20 protein-coding genes and 1 pseudogene are annotated in these 25,827 nt (G+C 65.8%); 9 read left to right on the forward strand and 12 right to left on the reverse strand.

Going from position 1 to position 25,827, the window contains the following annotated elements; all coding sequences use genetic code 11:
• Window positions 1-133: 133 nt before the first annotated feature.
• Entirely contained in the window at window positions 134-658 is a 525-nt protein-coding gene (locus CVN68_RS06510; protein WP_233503610.1) for a CC0125/CC1285 family lipoprotein, read from the forward strand.
• A 46-nt stretch (window positions 659-704) separates the two neighbouring features.
• Here the strand turns inward: CVN68_RS06510 and secA are convergent, their stop codons facing one another.
• The 3 genes from secA to CVN68_RS06525 all read right to left on the reverse strand — a co-directional run bounded on the left by secA (window position 705) and on the right by CVN68_RS06525 (window position 5,018).
• Window positions 705-3,449, reverse strand: coding sequence for a preprotein translocase subunit SecA (gene secA / locus CVN68_RS06515; protein ID WP_100281473.1), 2,745 nt, complete (start codon window positions 3,447-3,449; stop codon window positions 705-707).
• Window positions 3,450-3,561: 112 nt separating this feature from the next.
• The gene (locus tag CVN68_RS06520; protein WP_100281474.1) at window positions 3,562-3,852 is read right to left on the reverse strand and encodes a hypothetical protein; all 291 of its coding nucleotides are present in this window, start codon (window positions 3,850-3,852) and stop codon (window positions 3,562-3,564) included.
• A 422-nt stretch (window positions 3,853-4,274) separates the two neighbouring features.
• Complete coding sequence (locus tag CVN68_RS06525; protein ID WP_158298769.1) at window positions 4,275-5,018, reverse strand: energy transducer TonB; 744 nt, start codon at window positions 5,016-5,018, stop codon at window positions 4,275-4,277.
• A gap of 147 nt (window positions 5,019-5,165) precedes the next feature.
• On the opposite strand from CVN68_RS06525, the gene argJ reads away from it, so the two are divergent.
• Window positions 5,166-6,392 carry a bifunctional glutamate N-acetyltransferase/amino-acid acetyltransferase ArgJ gene (gene argJ / locus CVN68_RS06530; protein ID WP_100281476.1) on the forward strand — a complete coding sequence of 409 codons (1,227 nt, stop codon included), beginning with the start codon at window positions 5,166-5,168 and terminating at the stop codon, window positions 6,390-6,392.
• Window positions 6,393-6,867: 475 nt separating this feature from the next.
• Here the strand turns inward: argJ and cobA are convergent, their stop codons facing one another.
• The 9 genes and pseudogenes from cobA to CVN68_RS06575 form a co-directional block, all read right to left on the reverse strand.
• Window positions 6,868-7,647 carry a uroporphyrinogen-III C-methyltransferase gene (cobA, locus tag CVN68_RS06535; protein WP_100281477.1) on the reverse strand — a complete coding sequence of 260 codons (780 nt, stop codon included), beginning with the start codon at window positions 7,645-7,647 and terminating at the stop codon, window positions 6,868-6,870.
• A complete protein-coding gene (locus CVN68_RS06540) occupies window positions 7,637-10,249 on the reverse strand; it encodes a nitrate reductase (RefSeq protein WP_233503611.1) in 2,613 nt (870 codons plus the stop codon). Before CVN68_RS06540 ends, cobA begins: the two co-directional genes overlap by 11 nt.
• Window positions 10,250-10,259: 10 nt before the next feature.
• Window positions 10,260-10,601, reverse strand: a complete 342-nt coding sequence (nirD, locus tag CVN68_RS06545) for a nitrite reductase small subunit NirD (protein ID WP_100281478.1) — start codon at window positions 10,599-10,601, stop codon at window positions 10,260-10,262.
• Window positions 10,602-10,603: 2 nt separating this feature from the next.
• Window positions 10,604-13,119 (reverse strand): annotated as a pseudogene (nirB, locus tag CVN68_RS06550) (nitrite reductase large subunit NirB).
• 226 nt (window positions 13,120-13,345) lie between these two features.
• Window positions 13,346-14,545: an alginate export family protein gene (locus tag CVN68_RS06555; RefSeq protein WP_100281479.1), complete on the reverse strand. Its 1,200-nt coding sequence runs from the start codon at window positions 14,543-14,545 to the stop codon at window positions 13,346-13,348.
• Between the two features lie 50 nt (window positions 14,546-14,595).
• Window positions 14,596-15,852 carry a nitrate/nitrite transporter gene (locus CVN68_RS06560; protein WP_100284254.1) on the reverse strand — a complete coding sequence of 419 codons (1,257 nt, stop codon included), beginning with the start codon at window positions 15,850-15,852 and terminating at the stop codon, window positions 14,596-14,598.
• 225 nt (window positions 15,853-16,077) lie between these two features.
• Window positions 16,078-17,283, reverse strand: a complete 1,206-nt coding sequence (locus tag CVN68_RS06565; RefSeq protein ID WP_100281480.1) for a CmpA/NrtA family ABC transporter substrate-binding protein — start codon at window positions 17,281-17,283, stop codon at window positions 16,078-16,080.
• Window positions 17,283-17,861 carry an ANTAR domain-containing response regulator gene (locus CVN68_RS06570; protein WP_100281481.1) on the reverse strand — a complete coding sequence of 193 codons (579 nt, stop codon included), beginning with the start codon at window positions 17,859-17,861 and terminating at the stop codon, window positions 17,283-17,285. Before CVN68_RS06570 ends, CVN68_RS06565 begins: the two co-directional genes overlap by 1 nt.
• A 53-nt stretch (window positions 17,862-17,914) precedes the next feature.
• The gene (locus CVN68_RS06575) at window positions 17,915-19,588 is read right to left on the reverse strand and encodes an MFS transporter (protein ID WP_100281482.1); all 1,674 of its coding nucleotides are present in this window, start codon (window positions 19,586-19,588) and stop codon (window positions 17,915-17,917) included.
• A 102-nt stretch (window positions 19,589-19,690) separates the two neighbouring features.
• Here CVN68_RS06575 and CVN68_RS06580 point away from each other — a divergent pair, with 102 nt between their 5' ends.
• The 7 genes from CVN68_RS06580 (at window position 19,691) to CVN68_RS06610 (ending at window position 25,800) form a co-directional block, all read left to right on the forward strand.
• Window positions 19,691-19,957 carry a DUF6356 family protein gene (locus tag CVN68_RS06580; RefSeq protein WP_100281483.1) on the forward strand — a complete coding sequence of 89 codons (267 nt, stop codon included), beginning with the start codon at window positions 19,691-19,693 and terminating at the stop codon, window positions 19,955-19,957.
• Between the two features lie 4 nt (window positions 19,958-19,961).
• A complete protein-coding gene (locus CVN68_RS06585; protein WP_100281484.1) occupies window positions 19,962-21,308 on the forward strand; it encodes an FAD/NAD(P)-binding protein in 1,347 nt (448 codons plus the stop codon).
• Window positions 21,309-21,395: 87 nt separating this feature from the next.
• The gene (gene hppD / locus CVN68_RS06590) at window positions 21,396-22,433 is read left to right on the forward strand and encodes a 4-hydroxyphenylpyruvate dioxygenase (RefSeq protein WP_100281485.1); all 1,038 of its coding nucleotides are present in this window, start codon (window positions 21,396-21,398) and stop codon (window positions 22,431-22,433) included.
• Window positions 22,434-22,543: 110 nt separating this feature from the next.
• A complete protein-coding gene (gene hmgA / locus CVN68_RS06595; protein ID WP_100281486.1) occupies window positions 22,544-23,821 on the forward strand; it encodes a homogentisate 1,2-dioxygenase in 1,278 nt (425 codons plus the stop codon).
• 117 nt (window positions 23,822-23,938) lie between these two features.
• Window positions 23,939-24,202: a Rieske (2Fe-2S) protein gene (locus tag CVN68_RS06600; RefSeq protein ID WP_100284255.1), complete on the forward strand. Its 264-nt coding sequence runs from the start codon at window positions 23,939-23,941 to the stop codon at window positions 24,200-24,202.
• Window positions 24,203-24,283: 81 nt separating this feature from the next.
• Window positions 24,284-25,435: an isovaleryl-CoA dehydrogenase gene (locus tag CVN68_RS06605; RefSeq protein WP_100281487.1), complete on the forward strand. Its 1,152-nt coding sequence runs from the start codon at window positions 24,284-24,286 to the stop codon at window positions 25,433-25,435.
• A complete protein-coding gene (locus CVN68_RS06610) occupies window positions 25,432-25,800 on the forward strand; it encodes a hypothetical protein (protein WP_100281488.1) in 369 nt (122 codons plus the stop codon). The genes CVN68_RS06605 and CVN68_RS06610 overlap by 4 nt, the downstream gene beginning before the upstream one ends.
• The last annotated feature ends 27 nt before the right edge of the window (window positions 25,801-25,827 follow it).

Raw genomic sequence — 25,827 nt, forward strand, 5'->3', positions numbered from 1 at the left:
GTTCGACTGACGATCGGCATCCCCGCCCCTCGCCATAACTACCGGAGGAACCATGCTAAAAAGCATAACCAGGCGACCGCGCATCATAGCGTTGGCCGCAGCCCTGGCGGGCAGCGCCGCACTTGCGGGCTGCATGACCGCGACCCCCTATCAGCCCGCGACGGCTTCATCGCGCTCGGGCTATACGGACGAGCAGATCGAGGGCAATCGCTTCCGCGTCAGCTTCTCGGGCAACAGCCTCACTGCGCGCGAGACGGTGGAGCGCTACCTGCTGTATCGCGCGGCTGAACTGACCGTTCAGCGCGGCTTCGACCATTTCGTCCTCGTCACTCGCGACACCGAGACCCGCACCGATACCTATCGCACGCCGGGCGCCTTTGGCGGCGGTTTCTATGGCGGCGGTCCGTGGGGCTATTGGAGCCCGTCGTGGCGCTTTTATCGCGGCCCGCGCTGGGGCTGGCGCAGCTACGATCCGTTCTGGGACGACCCTTTCTGGAGCTCGCGCGACTGGGATTATCGCACCGTCCGCCAATATGAGGCGATGGCCGAGATCGTCACCGGCCGCGGCCCGAAGCCGGGCGACAACCTGCGCGCCTTCGACGCCCGCGAAGTGCTCGACCGTCTCGGGCCGTCGATCAAGATGCCCGAATCGCGCTGATTTCAAAAATCCTCCCTCGCTTCGGCGGGGGAGGATTTTTTGTGCCTTACGCCGTGAGCGCCCCATGGCAGTGCTTGTACTTGCGCCCCGAGCCGCACGGGCATGGCGCATTGCGGCTGACCAGCCCTTCCCACTGCGCCGGATCGGTGCCGAGATCCTCGCCCGAGGGCAGCGGAATCCCCATTTGCGGCAGCTGGTTGAACACCAGCCCCGTCGCGCCGCCGTCATAGTCGCCGCTATCATCCATACCGGTCAGCGGATCGATATGCGTGGTCAGGAAGTCGGGCAATTCGGGCAGATCGGGCGGCGGCGCCATGCGGAACTGCGCGAAGGCCAGCGTCCGCGTCACGTCCTCCCGGATGTTCGCCAGCATCCGCTCGAACATCGCGAACGCTTCGTGCTTATACTCGTTGATCGGAGTCTTCTGGGCATAAGCGCGCAGATGGACGACCTGGCGTAGCGCGTCGAGCAACGCGAGATGCTCCTTCCAGTGATGGTCGAGATTCTGGAGCAGGATCGACTTCTCGATCTGGGTCCAGGTCTCGGGCTCGAGCTCGGCGGCCTTGGAATTGACCAGCTCGTCGGCCATCTCGCGGACGCGCTCCTCGACCTGCTCGGGTTCGAGGCCGTCCTCGGCGGCGATCCACTGATCAACCGGCGCCTCGACCGCGAGCGTCGCGGAGATCTTTTCCTTGAGCCCAGCCACGTCCCATTGCTCGGGATAAGAGTTCGGCGGGCACGCCTCGCCGACGATCGAATTGACCGTCTCCAGCCGCATGTCGGTGACCACGTCGCCTACCGTGTCGGCGTCCATGATGTCGGCCCGCTGTTCGTAGATCACCTTGCGCTGGTCGTTCATAACGTCATCGTATTCGACGACCTGCTTGCGGATATCGTAGTTGCGCGCCTCGACCTTCTTCTGCGCGGTCTCGATCGCCTTGGACAGCCACTTGCTGCCGATCGCCTCGCCGTCCTCGATATTGTTGCGCATCATCTTGGCGAACAAAGTGTTCGAACCGAAGATGCGCAGCAGATCGTCGTCGAGGCTGAGATAGAAACGCGACAGGCCCGGATCGCCCTGGCGGCCCGAGCGGCCGCGGAGCTGGTTGTCGATGCGGCGGCTCTCGTGGCGCTCGGTGCCGAGCACGAACAGGCCGCCCGCCTCGATCACCCGCGCCTTTTCGGCGGCGATCTCGGCCTTGATCTGCTCGATCGCCGCGTCGCGTGCGGGGCCTTCCTCCATGCTTTCCAGTTCGTCATGGATGCGGAACTCGAGATTGCCGCCCAGCTGGATGTCGGTGCCGCGGCCGGCCATGTTGGTGGCGATCGTCACTGCGCCCAATCGGCCCGCCTGCGCGACGATGCCCGCCTCAAGCTCGTGGTGGCGTGCGTTCAGAACCGCGTGCTCGACGCCTTCCTTCTTGAGGAATTCGGAGAGCAATTCGCTCTTCTCGATCGAAACGGTGCCGACCAGCACCGGTTGGCCTTTGGCCGAATGCGCGCGGATCTTCTTCGCGATCGCGCCGAACTTCTCTTCGGTGGTCTTGTAGAATTCGTCTTCCTCGTCGACTCGCTTGACCGGCACGTTGGTCGGGATGGTGACGACGTTCATCTTGTAGATGTCGTAGAATTCGGGGGCCTCGGTCGCCGCGGTGCCGGTCATGCCCGAGAGCTTGGGGTACATGCGGAAATAGTTCTGGAAGGTGATCGAGGCGAGCGTCTGGTTCTCGGGCTCGATCTGCACGCCTTCCTTGGCTTCCACGGCCTGGTGCAGACCGTCGGACCAGCGCCGCCCGTCCATCATCCGGCCGGTGAACTCGTCGATGATGACCACCTTGTCTTCCTTGACGATGTAATCGATGTCGCGCTTGAACATCACGTTCGCGCGCAATGACTGATTGAGGTGGTGGACGACCTGGGTGTTCTCGAAATCGTAGAGATTGTCGCCCTGGAGCAGCCCGGCATTTTCGAGCATCCGCTCGACCTTCTCGGTCCCCTCCTCGGTCAGCACCACGGTGCGCTGCTTCTCGTCCTTCTCGTAATCGAACGGCACCAGCTGCTTCACGATCGCGTCGACACTCATATAGAGTTCGCTGCGATCGTCGGTCGGGCCCGAGATGATCAGCGGCGTGCGCGCCTCGTCGATCAGCACCGAATCGACCTCGTCGACGATCGCCATCGCGAACGGCCGCTGCACCATCGAGGCGCGGTCGTACTTCATGTTGTCGCGCAGATAGTCGAAGCCGAACTCGTTGTTCGTGCCGTAGGTGATGTCCGAAGCATAGGCATCACGGCGCTGCTGATCGGTGAGATTGGGGACGATCACGCCGGTGGTGAGGCCGAGGAAACCATAGACCTGCGCCATCCATTCGGCGTCGCGCCGGGCCAGATAGTCGTTGACCGTGATGACGTGGACACCGTCGCCCGGCAGCGCGTTGAGATAGGTCGCGAGCGTCGCGACCAGCGTCTTGCCTTCACCGGTGCGCATTTCGGCAATCTCACCGCGGTGGAGCACGATGCCGCCGATCATCTGGACGTCGTAATGCCGCTGGCCGAGCGTGCGCTTGGCCGCCTCGCGCACGGTGGCGAACGCCTCGGGGAGGATCGAATCGAGCTTCTCGTCGTTCGCCAGCCGCTCGCGGAACTTGACGGTCTGCGCCGCGAGCTCCGCGTCGGTCATCGCCGAGATCGTCGGTTCGAACGCGTTGATCTTCTGGACGATTGCTCCGAGCGACTTGACGTAGCGTTCGTTCGAGGAGCCGAAAAAGGTCTTGGCAAGGCCGCCGAGCATCGTGAATTCCTGTCGTATTGATGGTGATCGGGCGGGCGCAGCCGGTTTTCCGGGCGCCCGCGTCATGCGAAAACGAAAAAAGGGCGGCCGCCTCAGCGCGCCGCACACAGCCTCACTCGAGCCGACGCTCGAAGGGCAGATAGGTTGCGCGAAGCGGTGTGCTTTCGCTCTGCGGCCACGCGCCATCCCGCGCCTCGATGCGCCGGGGCACCGAAACCGCGGGGATCGTCCGCTGCGAGCGGCTCACCGCCGCCTCTGCCGTCTGCGCCGCCTGGACCAATGCCACGCCCTGCACCTGACGCACCACGCGATCGCCCGAACCGTTGCCGGTCAGGCTCGCGAGCAGCGCAGTGAGGAGAAGCAGCAGGTTCAATTCGGCTCTCTCGGCAAGAGGCAGCGACATAGTGTGCCGGGTGCCATTCGTCTAATCAAAATGCTCCGCGGGTCCGAGGGCCGCGCTGCGGCGGTTTCCACCGCGCCGTGGACTCGTTCGGTTGACTGATTGACTCGATCGCGCATTTTCGAGCGGAAGCGGCGGGTTTGCGCCTGGTTTGGGTCGGCGAAGCGACAGTCACGCGCCAAAGACGCCCCATGCACGCGACAGGCGCGCCACACACCGGAGCGACATGCACGCGACACCTTCGCGACACCCACGCTGCCGGATCGCGCCGATCACGCGCCCGCCTGGCGACACACGCGCCACGCCTGCGCGACATCCGCGCAACACCGCGTAATGAAAGAAGATTCTGCCGCTCGTCCATGGAGAAACGAAAGCAGATCAAATCCTACATTGCCAGTCTTTCAGGTATCGAAGCCAGTCGCTGATTATCGCAGCTTCGCATCATTTCCGTCGAAATCAGCTGCGTCCGGTGCAAGGGCTTCGAACTGCACCGCGATCCGGCCGCTACGCAGCGCTTCGGAGGCGTCCTTGCTCTCCGAATAGGGGTCGAAGATCATCCGACAAGGGTTATCGAGCTGATCACCTTGGATGCTCTCCACGCATTGCTGCGCTCTGCCGTCCAAGCTTATCACGAAACGCATGTCCGTCCGCGCGTATTTTGCTTCCGGCATGGTCGGCAATGCCGGAGACTTCCCGTCAAACTGGCCCGCCCCTCGCAACCGCACCTTGTATCGCCCGCGCGCGTCCGCCTTTCCGGCACGAAGCTGGCCGGGTGTCATCGCGAAGGCGTATTTGCAGAATTGCGCGACCGCCAGCTGGTTTCCTTCGCCAGAACTCCGGCACGACAGCAACGCGCCTTCTGAACTATAGACCGCCTGTGCAGTAGCTGCCCAATTCGTCGGCTCACGGACCGGCACCTTCGGTAGAGCCCAGGTGAATTGCGTTTCGAAGGTCGCCGGGATCGGAGCGCCATCGGCATTCGTCGCCGGCTTGAAGCGCGCATTTTTACGCATCAGATCACACGTCGCCTTGTCCAGCACGTCGAAGCCGGTCGAAAGCACTATCTCGCAATCAGAGACACAACCTCTCGCATCGACTTCGAGGCGAAAACGTGCTGCGCCTTGCAGGCCAAGCGCTTCTGCTTTTCGAGGGTAGTCGTTATCGGTCACCCAAGGCCGATTGCCGCGGGGTTGGCAAAGTCCGGTCGAATTTGCGGGAAGCTGCATAACGGCTGCGGCCACCCATATCGTCGCCAAAATCATTGATCTTTCCCCCCCTTTGCCCGAAGCAGCCGCACCCTATCAGCAGGCTGTTTCATGTCCACCGAACGCTCTCCGCTCGCACTCCGCTTCCCCGATCTGCCGGCCATTCCCGGCGTCACGCCGCGCGTCGCCCGGGCACGCTACAAGAATTGGGACCGCTGCGACCTGACCTTCGTCGCGCTGGACGAGAGCACCAGCGTCGCCGGGGTGCTGACCAACAGCAAATGCCCCTCGCCCGAAGTCGAATGGTGCCGCAAGGCGCTGGTACTCGGACGCGCCCGTGCGCTGGTGGTCAATGCCGGCAATTCGAACGCCTTCACCGGCAATCGCGGCCGCGCCGCGGTCGAGGCGATCGCCGCGCGTGCCGCCGCGCATCTCGGCTGCGAGCCTTCCGACGTGTTCGTGGCCTCGACCGGAGTGATCGGCGTGCCCTTGCCGATCGACAAGGCCGAAGCCGGGCTCGATGCCGCCTTCACTGCCGCGCCTGCTAGCTGGGAAGGCGCCGCCGCGACGATCATGACCACCGACACCTTCGCCAAGGCGGCGGTGACCAGCGCAGTGGTCGACGGCCGGACGGTCAATCTCGTCGGGATCATCAAGGGCTCGGGGATGATCGCGCCCGACATGGCGACGATGCTCGGCTTCGTCTTCACCGACGCCGCGGTCGCGCCCGAATTCCTGCAGGCGGCGCTGAACGATGCCAATCGCAAGAGCTTCTCCTGCATCACCGTCGACGGCGACACCTCGACCAGCGACACGATCCTAGCCTTCGCCACTGGCAAGGCGGGCAATGCCCCGCTCGAGAGTGACGACGACGCGGGTGCCGATGCCTTCCGCGCCGCGCTCGCCGATCTCTGCCACCAGCTCGCCTTGCTCGTCGTGCGCGACGGCGAAGGCGCGCAGAAATTGATCGAAATCACCGTCGAAGGCGCCGAGAGCGACCGCAGCGCGCACCGCATCGCGATGTCGATCGCCAATTCGCCGCTGGTGAAGACCGCGATCGCCGGCGAGGACGCCAATTGGGGCCGGATCGTCATGGCGGTCGGCAAGGCCGGCGAGCCCGCCGAGCGCGACAAGCTCGCGATCCGCTTCGGCACCACCCAGGTGGCGCAAAGCGGTCTCGCCGTCGAAGGCTATGACGAAGCGCCCGTCGCCGCGCACCTCAAAGGACGCGAGATCGAGATCGGCGTCGATCTCGGCCTCGGCGACGGCCGCGCCACGGTGTGGACCTGCGATCTCACCCACGGCTATATCTCGATCAACGCCGATTACCGGAGCTGAGCGATGGAAGGCGGCTGCCTGTGCGCGCGCCGGGCACACGGGGACTATCGCAGGACTGCCCCTCCCCTCCTTTTGCGCGCAACGGGAAGCGGCGGCAGGAGGAGCTTGTGCGGCGGTCATGCGTTGAGGCGCGAACACCGAGGAATTTCCCGTCGAAACACGACTTCTGATCGCCTATGGGCTCATGGCATTGCTCGCGCTCGCGGCATTGGCCGTAGTCCTCTACCTCCGCCACAACAGCTGGCAGAACCGGAATGCGAGAAACGCCAGGCGTGACCGTACGCGTCGGAAAGCCGATCTGCCGAAATAACAGGAAGAGCTGCCGCGCACTTCGAACCGCTGTCGCAGTACCGCCTGGAACAAGGCGCAGCTCGGCAGCGCCGGCCCGCCGGAGATCCCATATTTGACTCCAATTCCGCCTGCCCAAGCGCCGCTGCTCCGTGCCGGGCCACACTGACGCGGTAGTTGCAGCCGCTCAGCGCTCCGCTTTCGCCACTGTCCGCGTCACGATCGCACTCTCTTCCTGCCGCACTGCCTCGCCGACGAGGATCAGCGTCGGCTTTCCTTCGGTCACTGCCTGCACCGCGAGCGGCAGCAGATCGAGCCGGGTGCGCAGGCAGCGCTCGCTCGCCAGACTGACGTCGCAGGCGATCAGCACCGGGGTCTTCGGGTCGAGCCCGTGCGCAATCAGATTGCGGCTGATGTCCGCGGCGGCCGATCGCCCCATATAGAAAGCAGTGGTGCAGCCGGGATCGGCGAGCTGTGCCCAATCGAGCTCGAGCGGCTCGCCGGCGCGGGCGTGGGCCGTGACGAACTGCACCCGCCGCGCGAGCCCGCGAAGCGAAAGCGAGATGCCCGCGGAGGCAGCCGCGGCGCTCGCTGCAGTGACGCCCGGACATATCCGCGCGCGCACGCCGATTTCGGCCAGCGCCGCCACTTCCTCCATCGAGCGCCCGAACATCGCTGGATCGCCGCCCTTGAGGCGCACCACACGCTCGCCCGCCAGCGCCGCCTCGACGAGCAACGCGTTGATCGAACCCTGATCCTTCGAATGCCGGCCCGAGCGTTTGCCCACCGGCACCTTGCGCACATGCGCGGGGATCAGCGCGAGCACGCCCTCGCCCACCAATGCGTCATAGAACACCACGCTCGCGGCGTGCAGCAGCCGCTCGGCCTTGCGAGTCAACAGATCGGGATCGCCGGGGCCCGCGCCGACCAGCCACACTTCGCCGAGACCGATGAGATCATCCTGCATGGGCCGTGCTCCTGTTCTGCTCTATCAGCCGGCGGATAGCCGGGCGGCACGAGCCGCAATTGGTTCCCGCCGAAAGCGCCGCGCCCACGGCTTCGACGCTGGTCAGCTGTTGCGACGCCACCGCCTGGACGATCGTCTTCAGCCCGACGTCGAAACACAGGCAGACGATCGGTCCGCGATCCTCACGCGCCCCGGGCGGTGCTCCCGCCAGCACGGCCGGCCCCGCGGCGGCCCCGATCTGCGCGATCAGCCAATCGCGCGATGGGAGCAGCCCTTCGCGGGTGACGAACAAGGCAGCCGCGAGCTTGCCATCCTTCAAGATCGCGAGACGCCGCGATCCGCGTGCGCGGTCCAGCGCTTCGATGCGCTCGCCCTTGGGAAGCAATGCATCGAGCTGTGCGGGATCGCCGTCGCCGGCAAGTTCGTAGAGCACGCCACCCGCCACGCGCACCCGCGTCGCCCACAGGCAATCGGGCTGCTTCACTTCGCTCGCGGCGAGAAGGAAGCCGCGCCATTCCACCGCTACCGGTGCGATCGCGGCTGGAGTCGATTTGAAGCCCGGCTGGCCCGAATGCGGATCGACCAGCGGCCGCGGCAGCAATCCGGTGCGCCCGCCCGTCGATTGCTGATCGGTCCAGTGGATCGGCACGAACAGCTCGCCGCGGCGCTGGCCGGTGCTCAAGATGACGCGAAACACGCTCTCGCCCTGCGGCGTCGACACGCGCGCGAGGCTACGGTCGGTGAGACCGAGCTCCGCCGCATCCCCCGGATGCACCTCGACCATGGGCTCGTCGCGATGCCGCGCCAATTTAGGGCTCAGCCCGGTGCGCGTCATCGTGTGCCAGTGATCGCGATACCGCCCGGTATTCAGCGTCATCGGCCATTTGGGCAGCGGATCCTGCAGCGCGATCTGCTGAACCGCCACCAGCCGCGCCTTGCCGTCCGCGGTCGGGAAGCGGCCCTCGGCGAACGCATCGCCGCCCCACCGAAAAGGTTCAATGTTTTCATATGCTTCGTTGCCTATAACGACCTGCTCCCGCAGATCGAACAGCCGCGCCCCATGGTTCTGATAGGCCGAAAGCCGCGCATGCTCGCGAAAGATCTCGGCCGGCCGGTCATAGGGAAATGCCGTCCGCCAGCCCATTTTCTGGGCGACCTTCGTCACGATCCACCAATCCGGCTTCGCCTCGCCCGGCAAATCGAGCACCGCGCGCTGGCGGCTGATCCGCCGCTCCGAATTGGTGACCGTGCCATCCTTCTCGCCCCATGCCGCCGCCGGCAGCCGGACATGCGCGAACTTGCTCGTATCGGTCTCGGCGATCACGTCCGAGACGACGACGAACGGGCACACCGCCAGCGCCTCGCGCACCCGGCCTGCATCGGGCATCGACACCGCAGGGTTGGTCGCCATCACCCACAACGCCTTGATCCGCCCCTCGCCCACTGCGCGGAACAGGTCGACTGCCTTGAGGCCGGGCTTGGCGGCCATCGTGGGCGCCGCCCAGAAGCGCCCGACCCGCGCGACATCGTCCGCCGCGAAACCCATATGCGCAGCCAGCGTCGAGGCGAGCCCGCCGACCTCGCGTCCGCCCATCGCATTGGGCTGGCCGGTGATCGAGAAGGGCGCCGCGCCCGGCTTGCCGATCCGGCCGGTGGCGAGGTGCACGTTGATGATCGCGTTGACCTGATCGGTGCCGCGCAGCGACTGGTTCACGCCCTGGCTGAACATCGTGACGGTGCGCGGGTTTGCGGCAAACAATTCGAAGAAGCGCCTGAGGTCGGCGGGCGGCAGATCACACGCCTTCGCCACCGACCACAGGTCGCTCCCCTCTCCGACCTTGTCCCAGAAGTCATCCGGTACGCTGACGCTGCGGGACAGGTAGGTCTCGTCGATCAGTCCATTGGTCCGGCAATGCGCCAGCAGGCCGTTCATCAGCGCGACGTCGCTGCCCGGCTTGATCGCCAGATGCAGATCGGCCTCGTCGGCAGTCTCGGTGCGCCGCGGATCGATCACTACCAGCTTCGCACCGGCGTCGCAGCGCGCGCGGATCCGCTGATAGACCACCGGATGGCACCACGCGGTGTTCGACCCGACCAGCACGATCAGGTCGGCGGCGTCGAGATCGTCGTAGCTCGCGGGAACCACGTCTTCGCCGAACGCGCGCATATGCCCGGCGACGGCGCTCGACATGCACAGCCGCGAATTGGTGTCGATGTTCGCCGAGCCGATGAACCCCTTCATCAGCTTGTTGGCGACGTAATAATCCTCGGTGAGCAATTGGCCCGAGACGTAGAAAGCGACGCTGTCCGGCCCATGCTCGGCGATCGTCTGGCGGAAACGCTTCGCCACCAGATCGAGCGCCTTGTCCCAGCTCGCCTGGCGCTTGCCGATCATCGGGTGGAGCAGCCGCCCCTCGAGCCCGACGGTCTCGCCGAGATGCGTGCCCTTCGAGCAGAGCCGGCCGTGATTGGCGGGATGCTGCGCGTCTCCCTTGATCTCGACCGCCCGTTCGCCGGTACGCGTCGCGACTATGCCGCAGCCCACGCCGCAATAGGCGCAGGTGGTTCGCACCTGTTCGCCGATCGGGAAGGGCTGCGGCACCGGGGGGACCTCAGGCAGCGAGGCTGGCGAGCGCTTCGCGGCGCCCGATCAGGATGCGGCCGCCGTCTACCTTGACCGGGATGACCGGGGTACAGCCGCGGTCCTCGCCCAGCACTTCGCCGGTGATCAGCGAGATCCGCCAATTGTGCAGCGGGCAAGTCACGCTGGTGCCGTGGATAATGCCCTGGCTCAGCGGGCCGTGCTTGTGCGGGCATTTGTTGACCAGCGCATAGACATTGCCGTTGGCGGTGCGGAAGATCGCGATCTCGTCGCCGCCGCGGACCGGCAAGGTGCGCGCACCCATCGCGGGAAGCTGGTCGACCGGGCCGACGTCGAGCCAGTCTGCGGTCATGGTCATGAATCTGCTCCCAGGATGGCGAATGGCCGGATTTCGGCGAGATGCTTGTGCAGATGCGAATCGGCGCCCGCGGCGCGTTCGGCCCAAGGGTCGTCCTGGCTGAAGGTCTGCGAGTGGAGAAAGCGCGCGGCGAGCGCGTCGCGGTTCCCGGAATCGTCGACGATGCGCGCCTTGACGTATTCGACCCCGACGCGCTCGATCCACGGCGCGGTCCGCTCGAGGTAGCGGGCCTCCTCGCGGTAGAGCTGGATGAAGGCCGCGCAATAATGCAGCGCCTCTTCCTCGGTGGCGACCTTGCATAGGAAATCGGTGGCGCGGACCTTGATCCCGCCATTGCCGCCGACGCTGAGCTCGTAGCCCGAATCGACGCAGACCACGCCGAAGTCCTTGATCGTCGCCTCGGCGCAATTGCGCGGACATCCGGATACCGCGATCTTGAATTTATGGGGCATCCAGCTGCCCCACGTCATCCGCTCGGTCTTGACCCCGAGCCCGGTCGAATCCTGCGTGCCGAAGCGGCACCATTCGGAGCCGACGCAGGTCTTCACCGTGCGTAGCGACTTGCCATAGGCATGGCCCGAGACCATCCCCGCGGCATTGAGATCGGCCCAGACCGCGGGCAGATCCTCTTTCTTGATCCCGAAGATGTCGAGCCGCTGGCCGCCGGTCACCTTGACCATCGGCGCATCGTATTTCTCGACCACGTCGGCGATCGCGCGCAGCTCCCTGGGGCTGGTGATCCCGCCCCACATCCGCGGGACCACCGAATAGGTGCCGTCCTTCTGGATGTTGGCGTGCATGCGCTCGTTGACGAAGCGGCTCTGCTCGTCGTCCTTATATTCGCCCGGCAGCGCGCACAGCAGATAGTAATTGAGCGCGGGGCGGCAGCTCGAGCACCCGTCGGGGGTCGACCAATGCAGCTTCTGCATCACTTCGGGGATCGAGCGCATGTCCTGTGCGACGATTTCGCGGCGAACATCGTCATGGCCGAAGCTGGTGCATTTGCACATCGTCTTCGGCCCGGCCTCGACGGCGTCGCCGAGCGTCAGCGCAAGGAGGTTCTCGACCAGCCCGGTGCACGACCCACAGCTCGCCGAGGCCTTGCAGCCGGCGCGCACTGCGTCGAGGCTGCATGCGCCCTTTTCGATGCAGGCGACCACCTGCCCCTTGGAAACGCCGTTGCAGCCGCAGATCTCGGCATCGTCCGAGAGCGCCGCAACGGCCGCCTTAGGGTCCGCCTGCCCCCTCCGGAGGCGAAGGCTTGGCCGAAGATCAGTACGTCTCTGAGTTGGGACACGTCCTCCTGCTTCTTGAGCAAGTCGAAATACCAGCTTCCGTCGCCGGTATCGCCGTAGAGCACCGCGCCCACGATGCGGTCGTCCTTGACCACGACGCGCTTGTAGACCCCGCGCGATGCATCGCGCAGCACGATGTCCTCGGCGCCGTCGCCGCCCGAGAAGTCGCCCGCCGAGAAGACGTCGATCCCCGAGACCTTGAGCTTGGTCGACGTGACCGAGCCCTTATAGCCGCTATGCTTTTCGACCAGCCCGTCGGCGAGCGCGCGGCACATCTCCCAGAGCGGCGCGACCAAGCCATAGACCTGCCCGGCATGCTCGACGCATTCGCCGACCGCGAGGACATTAATGTCGCTGGTCACCATGTGATCGTCGACCTGGATGCCGCGGCCGACCGCGAGGCCGGCTTCGCGCGCGAGTGCGGTGCTCGGACGGATGCCGACCGCCATCACCACGAGGCTGGCGGGGATCACCCGGCCGTCCTTGAGCTTGACTCCCTCGACCGCGTCGGTGCCGAGGATCTCGGCAGTGTCGGCGCCGGTGAGGATCGTCTGCCCGCGCGCCTCGAGCGCGGACTTGAGCAGCCACCCCGCCGCCTCGTCGAGCTGGCGCTCCATCAAGGTCGGCATCAGATGGAGCACGGTGACCTTCATCCCGCGCAGCGTCAGCCCGTGCGCCGCTTCGAGCCCGAGCAGCCCGCCGCCGATCACCACTGCGTCGCCGCCCCTGTCCGCCGCGACGAGCATCGCGTCGACATCGCTCATGTCGCGGAAGCTGATCACTCCGGGCAGGTCCTTGCCGGGCACCGGGATGATGAACGGGTCGGAGCCCGTCGCGATCAGAAGCTTGTCGTAACCGAGCGTGCGACCGCCGCGCGACGTGACGGTCCGCGCCTCGCGATCGATCGCCACCACCGGGTCGCTCGAAATCAACTCGATGCCATTGTCGCGATACCAGTCGAGCCCGTTGATCACGATCTCGTCGAAGGTCTTCTCGCCGGCGAGCACCGGCGAGAGCATGATCCGGTTATAGTTCACGTGCGGCTCGGCACCGAAGATCGTCACGCGGTAGCGCCCGGAATCGCGCGCCAGCAATTCCTCGACCGCGCGGCAACCTGCCATGCCGTTGCCGACCACCACCAGATGCTCGCGGCGCGCAGGCACCTCGGGTGCCCCCTCCGCCGTTTCGCCGGTCCAGCCTTCGCCAATCAGCTCCATGCCCAAGCTCCAAAACGCAAAAAGGCCGCCATGCAGGCCGTCGGAGAGTTCCGACGCCTGCATGGCGGCCTTGCCATTCACCCTGACCGGCGGTGTGCCGATCGATGCATCACCGGTTCCCGACCCTGGGAGCAGTGACTATGTCTCGTTCGAGCGTCCTTGCCCGATCAAGCGCATGATGCTGATTCCCGCACCGCGTATCAAGTGCGAATTTTGCATTGCAGCATTAAAGCGCCCAGTCGAGCTGCAGCCACAGCCTTCGCGTGTCGGTGGCGAACAGGTCCGCATGGTAATCGGCGTAGCGCACCGAGAGCGTCGTCTTGCCCAATTTGCCGCTGGCGAGCAGATTGAGCTCGTCGCCATAATGGCGGACCAGCCGGTCGCTCTCGAAGCGGTGATACGCCGCCTGCAGTGTCACGCCCTTGAACGGTCCTGCCGCCTTCCAGCCATAGCCGAGGCTGCCATAGAGATCGCGCACCCCGTCCGGCGGCGTGGTCAGCAACTTGTCGGCCCAGCCCTGGAATTTGAAGTTGGTGCCTAGCGGAAACTGGAACGACGTCAGCGCCACACCCTCGTCCGCGCCCAGAACCTCGTAACCCGCGCCGAGCTTGAAGCCTGATACCTCGAGCCCGGCATCGAGCAGGTAATAGTCCGCGCGATAATCGTTCGGATTGCGTCCATATTCCGACTGGGTCGCGTAGCTTGCCTGGTATGACAGCTTCGCCACCGCCGACAGCTTCTGCACACCCGCCAGCCGCACCCCATAGCTTTGGCTCGACAGCCGATAGCCCTGCACCGCCGCTTCGTCCTGATCGATCAGATAGGCGAAGCCGGTGAGCGTCCCGACCGGCGTCGCATAAGACAAGTTGGCGAAGATATTGTCGCCGCGGATCGCCGGCTGTCGCGCGCCAGTGCCTTCGACACCCCAGATCGTCCGGACGCTCCAGGCATAGCTGACATCGGCCTTGAGCCCCTTGATCGGCGTGAGTTCGACTCGCACCGCGTCGAAGGTCTGGGCATTCTGGCGGAAGGGCCCGTTTCCGACGAAACGTTCGTCCTCCAGCGCGATCCGCTGCCGCCCGGCCGTGGCCGCGAAGGCTTTGGTCTTGTACTGGAGTTGCGCCCGATAGAGCGCGACATTCTCCGGATCCGCGACCAGCGGCCGCGTCGCGGATCCGTGGAGCCCGTCATAAAAGTCGTCGACCACCGCCATCGTGCCCTGGGCCTCGACCAGAGCGGTCCATGGCCCGGTCGAGGCTTGCACCCCGGCGCGCACGCGCAATGTCAGCGCCTCGGCGTCTTCGGCGAACCCGTCCTGCTCGACATGCTCGTAGCGCGCACGCGCCTCGACGAGCGGCTTGATGTCCTGGGCGCAAGCCGGCGCCGCGGCGGCCAATGCGGCGCCCGCCAACAACATCGATCTCATCTCGATCCCCCTCTGCGGGACGGAGGCGCGGAGCCCCCGTCCCGTGCCGTTCAGATACGCGCGCCGCTGGTCCAGGTCGAGCGCCAGCGCGCCTTGACCAGCATCAGCCCGGCCAGTGCGATCAGCGCCAGCCCCGCGAAGATCAGGAACCCCGCCGAGAAGCTCCCGGTCAGCTGCTTGGCGAAACCCAGCGACGAGGCGAGGTAGAAGCCGCCGATCCCGCCGGCCATGCCGACCAGCCCGGTCATCACCCCGATCTCGGCCTGAAAACGCTGCGGCACCAGCTGGAACACCGATCCGTTGCCGGTGCCGAGCGCGAGCATCGCGAGGACGAACAGCGCCAGCGCGCTCGCCACGCTCTGTGCCATGCTCACCCCGGCCAGCGCCAGCGCCGCGACGACGAACACCGCCGACAGCGCCTTGACCCCGCCAATGCGGTCGGCCAGCGCGCCGCCCAGCGGCCGTATCAGCGATCCGGCGAACACGCAGGCGGCGGTGCAATAACCCGCGGTGATCGTGCTCAGCCCGAACCGGTCGGTGAAGTAGATCGGCAGCGACGCCGCCAGCCCGACGAACCCACCGAAAGTGACTGCGTAGAAGGCCATCAGCCACCACGCATCGGGCAGCTTGAGCGGCTGGAAATAGGCCGTCAGCTTCTTGGGCGCGGGCGCATTGGGCGCGTCCTTGGCCATCAGCATATAGGCGACGAAGACGAGCGTCAGCGGGATGCAGGCGAGCCCGAGCACCGAATTCCACCCGAAGAGCTTGGCGAGCGTCGGCGCGAACAAGGCGGCGAGCACGGTGCCCGAATTGCCCATGCCGGCGAGCCCCATCGCCTTGCCCTGATGCTCGGGCGGATACCAGCGGCTGGCCAGCGGCAATGCGATCGCGAAGCTCGCCCCGGCAAAGCCGAGGATCACGCCCAGCGCCAGCGTGCCCGCGAAGCTGTTCACTCCCATCACCCAGGCAATGAACAGCCCGACGATCACGATGACCTGGCTGATCGCCCCCGCGCGCTTGGGTCCGATCCGGTCGACCAGCAGCCCGTTGACGACGCGCAGCAATGCGCCCGCCAGGGTTGGCGTCGCCACCATCAATCCCTTTTGCGCCGCGGTCAGCTGCAGTGCCTTGGCGATGTCCGGCGCCAGCGGCCCCAGCAGCACCCAGACCATGAAGGCCAGATCGAAATAGAGAAACGCCGCGATCAATGTCGGCGTATGTCCCGACTGCCAGAAGCTCGATTTGGCCCGCGCCGGGACCGGATCAACATCCGCCCCGCCGCCCGCATAATCGAAGCCTTCGCGCATCAGTTCTGCAATCTTCATCGCCCGAACTCCCCGGTGCCTTGCAGGCACGAAAAAAGCCGCCTCCGGCCTCGTGCACATGGCACCGACCGGACAGCGGCTTTGCTGATGTTGTGAGAAGCGCCGTCCCCGCGCTGGGACAGCCCTTCATGGACGCGCTACATCGCGCGTTGCTTCATAGCTTCATCAACCAGAAACATTTCGCAAGTGCAAAAAACTTATCCGTGATTACCGCGCAAGTGCAGCAAGGTATCCCTGCAGATCGTCGGGATCGAAAACGGCGCCGTCGAAGAAGCGATCGGGACCCAAGGTCAGCGCCCCCTGATGCGCTCCCACCGCCAGCGGCGCGGCGAGCGCCCCCTCCAGTTTCATGCTCGCCCCTGGCATCGGCAGCCCCGCTCCGCCCAGCGCGCGGCGATAGATATCGGGCCGGAACACGTCCGCGGCCTGGCGCTCGGTCGCCGGATCGGCCTTGACCATCCCCCAACGCACCAATTGCGAATAGATCCACAGCGCCTGGCTGCGCCACGGGAAGCCTGCAGCCTCGCGGTGGAACAACAGGAAATCGGGAATATCGACCGGCGCGTCGCCGCGGCGCAGCATGAGCTTGCCGCGCAGCGCCGCCATGATCCATTCGGCAGGCTGGCCGACATGCTCCGGCCGTTCGAGCAATATCGCAAGCTCCTCGCGATTGGCCGGATCGTCGCACCACGCCGCCGCCTGCGACACCGCGACCAGCAACCGGTCGACCGTCTCGGCGTTGGCCTCCATCCAGTCGGTGCGCATCGCCAGCACCTTCTCGACGCCGCGCCGCCAGATGTCGACGCCGGCCGCGACGATCTCGCCTAGCCCTTCTGCCACTGCGGCGGTGTTCCACGGTTCGCCTGCGATGAACCCGTCAATCTCGCCCAACCGCAGCGCCTCGCCCATGAACGAAGGCGGCAGCACGCGCAGATTGACGTCACGATCGGGATCGACTCCGGCAAAACCGAGCCAGTAACGCAGCATCAGCGCGTGGCTGGAGAAGCGATGGACCACGCCGATCACCGGCTTGCGCCGGTACAGCCCGATCGCATTGGCGAAATCATGCGCGACGGCTTCGGGATCGTGCACCCTTTTGGCAGGATCGGGATCTAGCGCCTCCGCGAACGCGTTCGCCATCACCAGCGCATTGCCGTTGACGTTGAGTTTGAACGGCGCCGAGATCGCCGCGGGATGCTGGCTGAGCCCGAGATTGACGGCAATCGCCAGCGGCGCGAGCATGTGCGCCGCCTGCACCTGGCCATAAACCAGCCGATCGCGCAGCGTCGCCCATGAGGTAGTGCGCACGAGGCTGAGGTCGATCCCCTGCGCCTCGGCAAAGCCCTTGGCCCGCGCGACGACCAGGGGTGCGCTGTCGGTCAGCGGCAGGAAGGCAATCGATAGCGGAGTCATTACAGCCCCCCCAACAGGCTATGGGCGGTGATCAGCGCGTCGGCGACATCGGCGATGCGCTTGCTCTGGCTCATCGCAGTCGAGCGCAGCAGCGTGTACGCCTCGGGCTCGGACAGTCCGCGCGTCTGCATCAATATCGCCTTGGCGCGATCAATCACCTTGCGATCGGCGAGCGCGGTGCGCGCCTCGTCGAGCTCGGTCTGCATCCGGGCGAAGGCATTGAAGCGGCGGATCGCAAGATCGAGGATCGGCTTGACCCGGTCCTTGCGCAGCCCGTCGACGACATAGGCAGATACGCCAGCGTCGATCGCCGCGCCGATCATCGCGTCGTCGGACTGGTCGACGAACATCGCGATCGGCCGGGCCAGCGCGCGGCTGACCGCGAGCATCTCCTCCAGCGTATCGCGGCTGGGGCTGCCGAGGTCCATCAGCACCACGTCGGGCGCCATCCGCTCGATCTTGGCGACGAACGCGCCTTGCGGCGGCACGACGTGAATGTCGTCATAGCCCGCGTCCCGCAGCCCCTCTTCGAGCACGGTCGCGCGCAAGCCGCTGTCGTCGACGATCACGATCCGCAAGGACGCACTTCCTCCAGGAGTCGCGGCCTGATGCAGGCCCGCGCCGTCACCGGTCAATCATCGATCGACCGCTTGTAGGTCTCGGGCAACAGGAACAGTCCCAGCACCAGGGTCACCACCGCGGCGATCACTGGATACCAGAGCCCGTAATAGATGTCCCCGGTCGCCGCGACCATTGCGAACGCCGTCGCCGGCAGGAACCCGCCGAACCAGCCATTGCCGATATGATAAGGCAGCGACATCGACGTGTAGCGGATGCGGCTCGGGAACAATTCGACCAGCATCGCCGCGATCGGCCCGTAGACCATCGTCACCAGCAGCACGAGCAGCGTCAGCACCAGCACCACCACCGGCTTGTTGATCCGCGCCGGATCGGCCTTGGCCGGATAGCCCGCCTCGGTCAGCGCGGCCTTCGCCGAGTCCTGGAAATCGGCGATGCCGATCGTCGCCACCGCGCCTTCGGTCAGCACTTCCTTGCGCGGATCATAAGCGGGGATCTGCCGTGCGCCGATCTGGATCATGGCAGTCGTACCCGCCGGCGCCTCGACGTTGCGATAGCCGATGCCCTGCTTGGCGAGAAACGTCTTGGCGATGTCGCAACTGGAGCCGTCGAACTTGTTCTTGCCGATCGGATCGAACTGGAACGAACATTCGGCCGGATCGGCGGTCACCGTCACCGGCGCGCTGCGCTGTGCGTGCGCCAGCGCCGGGTTCGCGGCCTCGGTCAGCAGCCCGAACAGCGGGAAATAGCTCGCCGCCGCGATCGCACAGCCGGAGAGGATGATCGGCTTGCGGCCGATCCGGTCGCTCAGCCAGCCGAAAAACACGAAGAAAGGCGTGCCGATCGCCAGCGCGATCGCAATCAGGATGTTGGTCGTCCAGCCATCGACCTTGAGAGTCTTTTCGAGGAAGAACAAAGCGTAGAATTGCCCGGTATACCAGACCACCGCCTGCCCCACGACGGCGCCGAACAACGCGATCAGCACCAGCCGCAAATTGCCCCAGCGCCCGAACGCCTCGGTCAACGGCGCCTTGGAAGTGGTGCCCTCGTCCTTCATCTTCTGGAACACCGGGCTCTCGTTGAGCTGGAGCCGGATCCACATCGATACCCCGAGCAGCACGATCGAGATCAGGAACGGGATCCGCCAGCCCCAGGCGGCGAATGCTTCTTCGCCCAGCAGAGTGCGCGAGACGATCACCACCAGCAAAGCCGCGAACAATCCCAGGGTCGCCGTGGTCTGGATCCAGCTCGTATAGAGCCCCCGCTTGTGGTTGGGGGCATGCTCGGCGACGTAGGTCGCTGCGCCGCCATATTCGCCGCCGAGCGCCAGCCCCTGCGCCAATCGGAGCACGACAAGGATCACCGGCGCGGCGACGCCGATCGTCTCGTAGCTCGGCAGCAGCCCGACCGTGAAGGTCGAAAGGCCCATGATCGCCATGGTCACGAGGAAGGTGTTCTTGCGCCCGACAAGGTCGCCGATCCGGCCGAACACCAGCGCCCCGAACGGCCGTACCGCGAAGCCGGCCGCGAAGGCGGCGAGCGCGAAGATGAACCCGGTCGTCTCGTTGACGCCCGAGAAGAATTTGGCCGAAATGATCGTCGCGAGCAGCCCGTAGAGGTAGAAATCATACCATTCGAAGACCGTGCCGAGCGAGGAGGCGGCGATCACCAGTTTCTCGTTCTGCGTCGCCTTGTGATGGTCGGGCTGCCCCGCTGCTTCGGCCATGAATCGCTCCCCTCTTGTTATTCGGCACCCAAACCACATGCGGGCGCGGCTGCAAACCCCCTTGCGCTTCACAGCGGCGGCGCATCGGACTAAGCAGCGGCCATGATCGACCGCTTCTTCCTTTCTCACCCGCGCAGCGTCGGCGAGAGCTATGCCGCGCACGCCCGCACTGCCGCGCGCTTCGGCTTCACCATGATCGTCGGGGGGGCCGCCTGTCTCGTCCACGCGCTGCTGCCGAACCTGTTCGCCCGCACCGCGAGCGACACGGTCAAGAAGCTCTACGGCCAGATGAAGGCGCGCCAGCCGGCCTTCTCGCAGGAGCGCCCGGCGTTCCAGCAGCCCGAGTGGCAGATCGAATACGAAATCTAGCCGCGTGATCGAGCACGTCGCCATCATCGGCGCGGGGTTTTCGGGCACGCTGCAGGCGATCAACCTGCTCCGCCACGAAGGTCCGCGCGCCACGCTGATCGAGCGCGCGCCGGTGGCGGGCACCGGCCTTGCCTATGGTGCCGCGCATCCGAGCCATGTGCTCAACGTCCGCGCCGGCAATATGAGCGCCTTTCCGGACGACCCCATGCACTTCGTCCGGTGGCTGGAGGCGCGCGGCGTGCAAAACGCACCTGCCGGGTTCATCCCGCGCACAATCTATGGCGAATATCTGCGCGAACTGCTCGAGGCGGCGCTGCGCGACCCGAGCGGGCGCCTCACGCTCCTCCGCGACGAGGTTCAGGACGTCGAGCTGAACCATGGCGTCAGGGTCCACCTCCACGCCGGCACGCTCGAAGCAGACGCCGCAGTGCTCGCGGTCGGCAATCTGCCGCCGCACGATCCGCCCGGGCTCGATCCGGAGATTCTCTCGGCGCGTCGATACAAGGGCGATCCGTGGGATGCTTCGGTGCCCGAGGATCTGGCGGCGCAAGACACGGTGCTGGTCATCGGCACCGGCCTGACGATGGTTGACGTCGTCCTTCTGCTCGACGCGCGCGGCTTTCGTGGCAAGATCGTCGCGCTCTCCCGCCGCGGGCTGCTCCCGCGCCCGCACGGACCCGGCGTCGAGGGGCAGAAGATCGACGAGCGCCCTGCCACCATCGCCTCGGGCCTCCTTCAGTCGGTCCGCAGCCGTAGCGAGGGGATCGGCTGGCGCAACGCTGTCGACGAACTGCGTCCCTTCACCCAGGCGATGTGGGGCAATGCCAGCGACGCCGAGCGCGGGCGCTTCCTGCGCCATCTTCGCCCGTGGTGGGACGTCCACCGCCACCGCCTCGCGCCCGAGGTATACGCCCGGTTGATGGCGGTGATCGGGCGCGGGCAGCTCGAAGTAATCGCCGGCAAGACTCTCGGCTTCGACGAGCGCGCCGACGGTATCCATGTCGAATTCCGCCGCCGCGGCGCAGGCGCTGTCGAGACGCTGGTCGCCCAGCGGATCGTCAATTGCACCGGTCCGCTCGGCGACCTCGCCCGCACGCAGGAGCCTTTGCTCCAGAGGCTCGCCGCGCGCGGACTGATCCGCCCCGACGCCGCGCATCTGGGCATCGATGTCGACAATCAGGGCCAGACGATCAATGCCGATGGCCGGCCCAACCCCGATCTCTACGCGCTGGGACCGATGACTCGCGGCGCCTTTTGGGAGATCGTCGCGGTGCCCGACATCCGCACCCAGACGTGGAACGTCGCCCGCCGCCTGTCGAACGCGCATTGGGTCGGCGGCGAAGGGCTGTAGCCCGGGTGAGGCAAAGCGGAGCCCAACACACCCCGCCCGAGATTGGTATCAATTGACACTATATGGCCGCAGGCGTATCTGCGCTCCATGACCGATCCTGCAAATCCGCTTGGCCTCAACGGCTTCGAGTTCGTCGAATTCACTTCGCCCGATCCGCTGGCGATGGCGCGCCAGTTCGAGCAGCTCGGCTTCGTGCCGACCCACCGGCACCTCACCAAGAACATCACGCGCTACAAGCAGGGCCGCATCAACCTGATGCTCAACCGCGACGCCGATGGCCGCGTCGCGCAGTTCCGCAACGAGCATGGCGCCTCGGCCAGCGCGATGGCGTTTCGCGTCGCCGATCCGGCCAAGGCGATGGAATGGGCGCTCGCCCACGGCGCCCAGCCTACCGACGAGGACGACACCGTCATCACCGGCATCGGCGGCTCGTATCTCTATTTCATTCAGGACGGCATCGATCTTTACGCCGACTGGGCCGAGATCCCCGGTTGGCAGCAGGCCGAGGCCGAGAACAATGTCGGACTCGATCTGCTCGATCATCTCACCCACAATGTGCGCCGCGGCCAGATGCGGGTGTGGTCGGAATTCTACAAGACGCTGTTCGGCTTCGAGGAGCAGAAATATTTCGACATCAAGGGCCAGGCGACCGGGCTGTTCAGCCAGGCGATGATCGCGCCCGACAAGGCGATCCGCATCCCCTTGAACGAGAGCCAGGACGACAAGAGCCAGATCGAGGAGTTCATCCGCGAATATCATGGCGAAGGCATCCAGCACCTCGCACTGACCACGCCCGACATCTTCGACACCGTCGAGCGTCTGCGCGCCCGCGGCGTCCGGCTGCAGGACACGATCGAGACCTATTACGAGCTTGTCGACAAACGCGTCCCCGGCCACGGCGAGGATCTCGAGCGCCTTCGCAAGAACCGCATCCTGATCGACGGCAATGTCGGCGAGGAAGGCCTGCTGCTCCAGATCTTCACCGAGAACATGTTCGGCCCGATTTTCTTCGAGATCATCCAGCGCAAGGGCAATGAAGGCTTCGGCAACGGCAATTTCCAGGCGCTGTTCGAGAGCATCGAGCTCGACCAGATCCGCCGCGGCGTGATCAAGGTCGACGCCTGACCATCACCCCGGCAAACGCGGGGTCTCGTGCGGCAGGAATGGCCTCCTGAGATCCCGGCTTTCGCCGGGATGACCGACGGAGACAGGACAGCCAAATCCGAGGACCCAGAATGACCGACTATTTCCCCGGCTTCGGCAACCATGTCTCGACCGAGGCCGTTCCCGGCGCCCTCCCCGTCGGCCGCAACAGCCCTCAGCGGCCCGCTTTCGGGCTCTATGCCGAGCAACTCTCAGGCACCGCGTTCACCGCACCGCGGCACGAGAATCGCCGCTCGTGGCTCTATCGGTTGCGCCCATCTGCCGAGCACCCACCCTACACGGCCTACGAGGGCGCGAAGAACTTCGCCCTTGGCAGGGCACACGGCCCACTCGCCCCCAACCGGCTACGCTGGGATCCGATCCCCGCCCCGATCGAACCCACCGATCTGATCGACGGCATGATCACCATGCTCGCCAACCGCGATCCCGCCGATCTCGAGGGCGTCGCGGTGCACCTCTATGCCGCCAACAAGGACATGGGCGCGCGGGCCTTCGTCGACGCCGACGGCGAGCTGCTGTTCATCCCGCAGGCGGGCCGGCTCCAGCTGCTCACCGAACTCGGCCGGATCGATATCGCGCCCGGCCAGATCGCGCTCATACCCCGAGGCGTGAAGTTCCGTGCGCTGCTCCCCGATGGCGAGGCGCACGGTTACGTCGCCGAGAATCACGGCGCGCTGTTCCGGCTGCCCGACCTGGGACCGATCGGCGCCAACGGGCTGGCCAATCCGCGCGATTTCGAAACCCCCGCCGCGTGGTTCGAGGATCGCGACGAACCGTTCGAGATTGTGCAAAAGTCGTTGGGAAGTCTGTGGACAACTACGCTCGACCATAGCCCGCTCGACGTGGTGGCGTGGCACGGCAATTTCGCGCCGTGGCGCTACGATCTGGCGCGGTTCAACACGATCAACACGGTGAGCTTCGACCATCCCGATCCGTCGATTTTCACCGTGCTCACCTCGCCCAGCGACGTGCCCGGCCGCGCCAATGCGGATTTCGTGATCTTCCCGCCGCGCTGGATGGTCGCGGAAGACAGCTTCCGCCCGCCCTGGTTCCACCGCAACGTGATGAGCGAAGCGATGGGGCTGATCCACGGCGCCTATGACGCGAAAGCGGAAGGCTTCGCGCCCGGCGGTCTCTCGCTGCATAATCTGATGTCGGGCCACGGGCCGGATGTCGCCAGCTGGGAGGGCGCGAGCAACGCCGATTTAAAGCCGCACAAGATCGAAGGCACGATGGCGTTCATGATCGAGACCTGCTGGCCGTATCGACCGACGGCGTTCGCGCTGGAGCGCGCCCAGCCGGACTACGACGCCGCGTGGCAGGGCTTCCCCAAGGCGAAACTGCCTTGACCCTCTCGGGCACGGGGAGGAACTGACCTGGAACGTCTCACCAAGACTCCCCCCAACGTCACTCTCGGCCCGCTCGACATCGTCGTCGACGGCCGCGCCCGCGGGTTTGTGCTCGAGATGCGCGCCGGACGCTTCCATGGCTTCGTCGTGCGTCGCGGCGAGCAGGTCCATGGCTATGTCGACCGCTGCCCGCATATGGGGCTGCCGCTCGCGCGCGATCTCGACGAATATGTCACGCCGAACGGCGATTTGCTGATGTGCTCGTGGCACGGCGCGATGTTCCGCATCGAAGACGGCTTCTGCGTGGGCGGCCCTTGCAGCGGCGCGCGGCTCCAGCTCTGGCCAGTGGCAGTGAGGGACAGAATGATCGTCACCGCCTGACCGCTTGCGAACGGCTGCGAGATCGGCGAAAAGCGACGCAAATAGGACAGCATTGCTGACACGTTCTCAAGGAGAGGCAATATGGAACCCACGCTCGATTTCGGTCTCGGCGAGACCGCCGACATGATCCGCGAGACCACGCAGCGCTTCGCCACCGACAAGATCGCGCCGCTGGCGGCGAAGATCGACGCCGAGGACTGGTTCCCGCGCGAGCTGTGGCCGGCAATGGGCGAGCTGGGCCTCCACGGGATCACCGTCGAGGAGGAATATGGCGGGCTGGGGCTCGGCTATCTCGAGCATGTCGTCGCCTGCGAGGAAATCTCGCGGGCCTCCGCCTCGATCGGGCTCAGCTACGGCGCGCATTCGAACCTGTGCGTCAACCAGATCGGCCGCTGGGCGAGCCCTGAGCAAAAGGCCAAATACCTTCCAAGGCTGATCTCCGGCGAGCATATCGGCAGCCTGGCCATGTCCGAAGCCGGCGCCGGATCGGACGTCGTCTCGATGAAGCTGCGCGCCGAGAAGACCACCGATGGCTATGTCCTCAACGGCACCAAATTCTGGATCACCAACGCGGCTTATGCCGACACGCTCGTCGTCTATGCCAAGACCGGCGAAGGTTCGCGCGGGATCACCACCTTCCTGATCGAGAAGGGCATGCCCGGCTTCTCGATCGGCCAGAAGATCGACAAGATGGGGATGCGCGGCTCGCCCACTGCCGAACTCGTGTTCAACGACTGCGAGGTCTCCGACGCGCAAGTGATGGGCCCGCTCAATGGCGGCGTCGGCGTGCTGATGTCGGGGCTCGATTACGAGCGCACCGTGCTCGCGGGGATCCAGCTCGGGATCATGCAGGCATGCCTCGACGTCGTGTTGCCCTATCTTCGCGAGCGCAAGCAGTTCGGCCAGCCGATCGGGCACTTCCAGCTGATGCAGGCCAAGGTGGCGGACATGTACGTCGCGCTCAATTCGGCGCGGGCCTATGTCTACACGGTGGCGAAGAATTGCGACGCCGGCCGCACCACCCGGTTCGATGCCGCGGGTGCGATCCTGCTCGCGTCCGAGAACGCCGTTAAGGTGTCGCTCGAGGCGATCCAGGCGCTGGGCGGCGCGGGCTATACCAAGGATTGGCCGGTCGAGCGCTTCGCCCGCGACGCCAAATTGCTCGATATCGGCGCGGGGACCAACGAGATCCGGCGGATGCTGATCGGCCGCGAGTTGATCGGCGCCGCGTGAAGCTATTGCGCATCCTCTCCGTCCTCGCCGCGCTGCTGGTGATGACAGGCGAAGGCTATCGCTCCTGGGGCGCGGGCCGCCCGGCGGTATTCTGGATGGACGACATGCTCGCGGGTACGATGATGATCGCCGCTGCCTTTCTCGTCGGCCGCCCGACCTTCGCCACGCACAGCTTTTTCTCCGCGGCGTGGGGCGTGGCGGTCGGGATGCTGTATGGCAGTTTCTTCGGCAAACTCTACGACCCCGCGAGCGCCAACCCCGGCAACTTCTCGATCGGCGTACTGACCTGGTTGCTCGGGCTCGCCTTCATCCTGTCGATCGCAGGGCTGATCGCCAGCATTCTGCTCCCCAATCCGCGGCGCTGAGCTCCCGCTCCCTTTAGGAGAGGGACT

Origin of the sequence: Sphingomonas psychrotolerans (assembly GCF_002796605.1) — a bacterium.
Taxonomy (GTDB): Bacteria; Pseudomonadota; Alphaproteobacteria; order Sphingomonadales; family Sphingomonadaceae; genus Sphingomonas; species Sphingomonas psychrotolerans.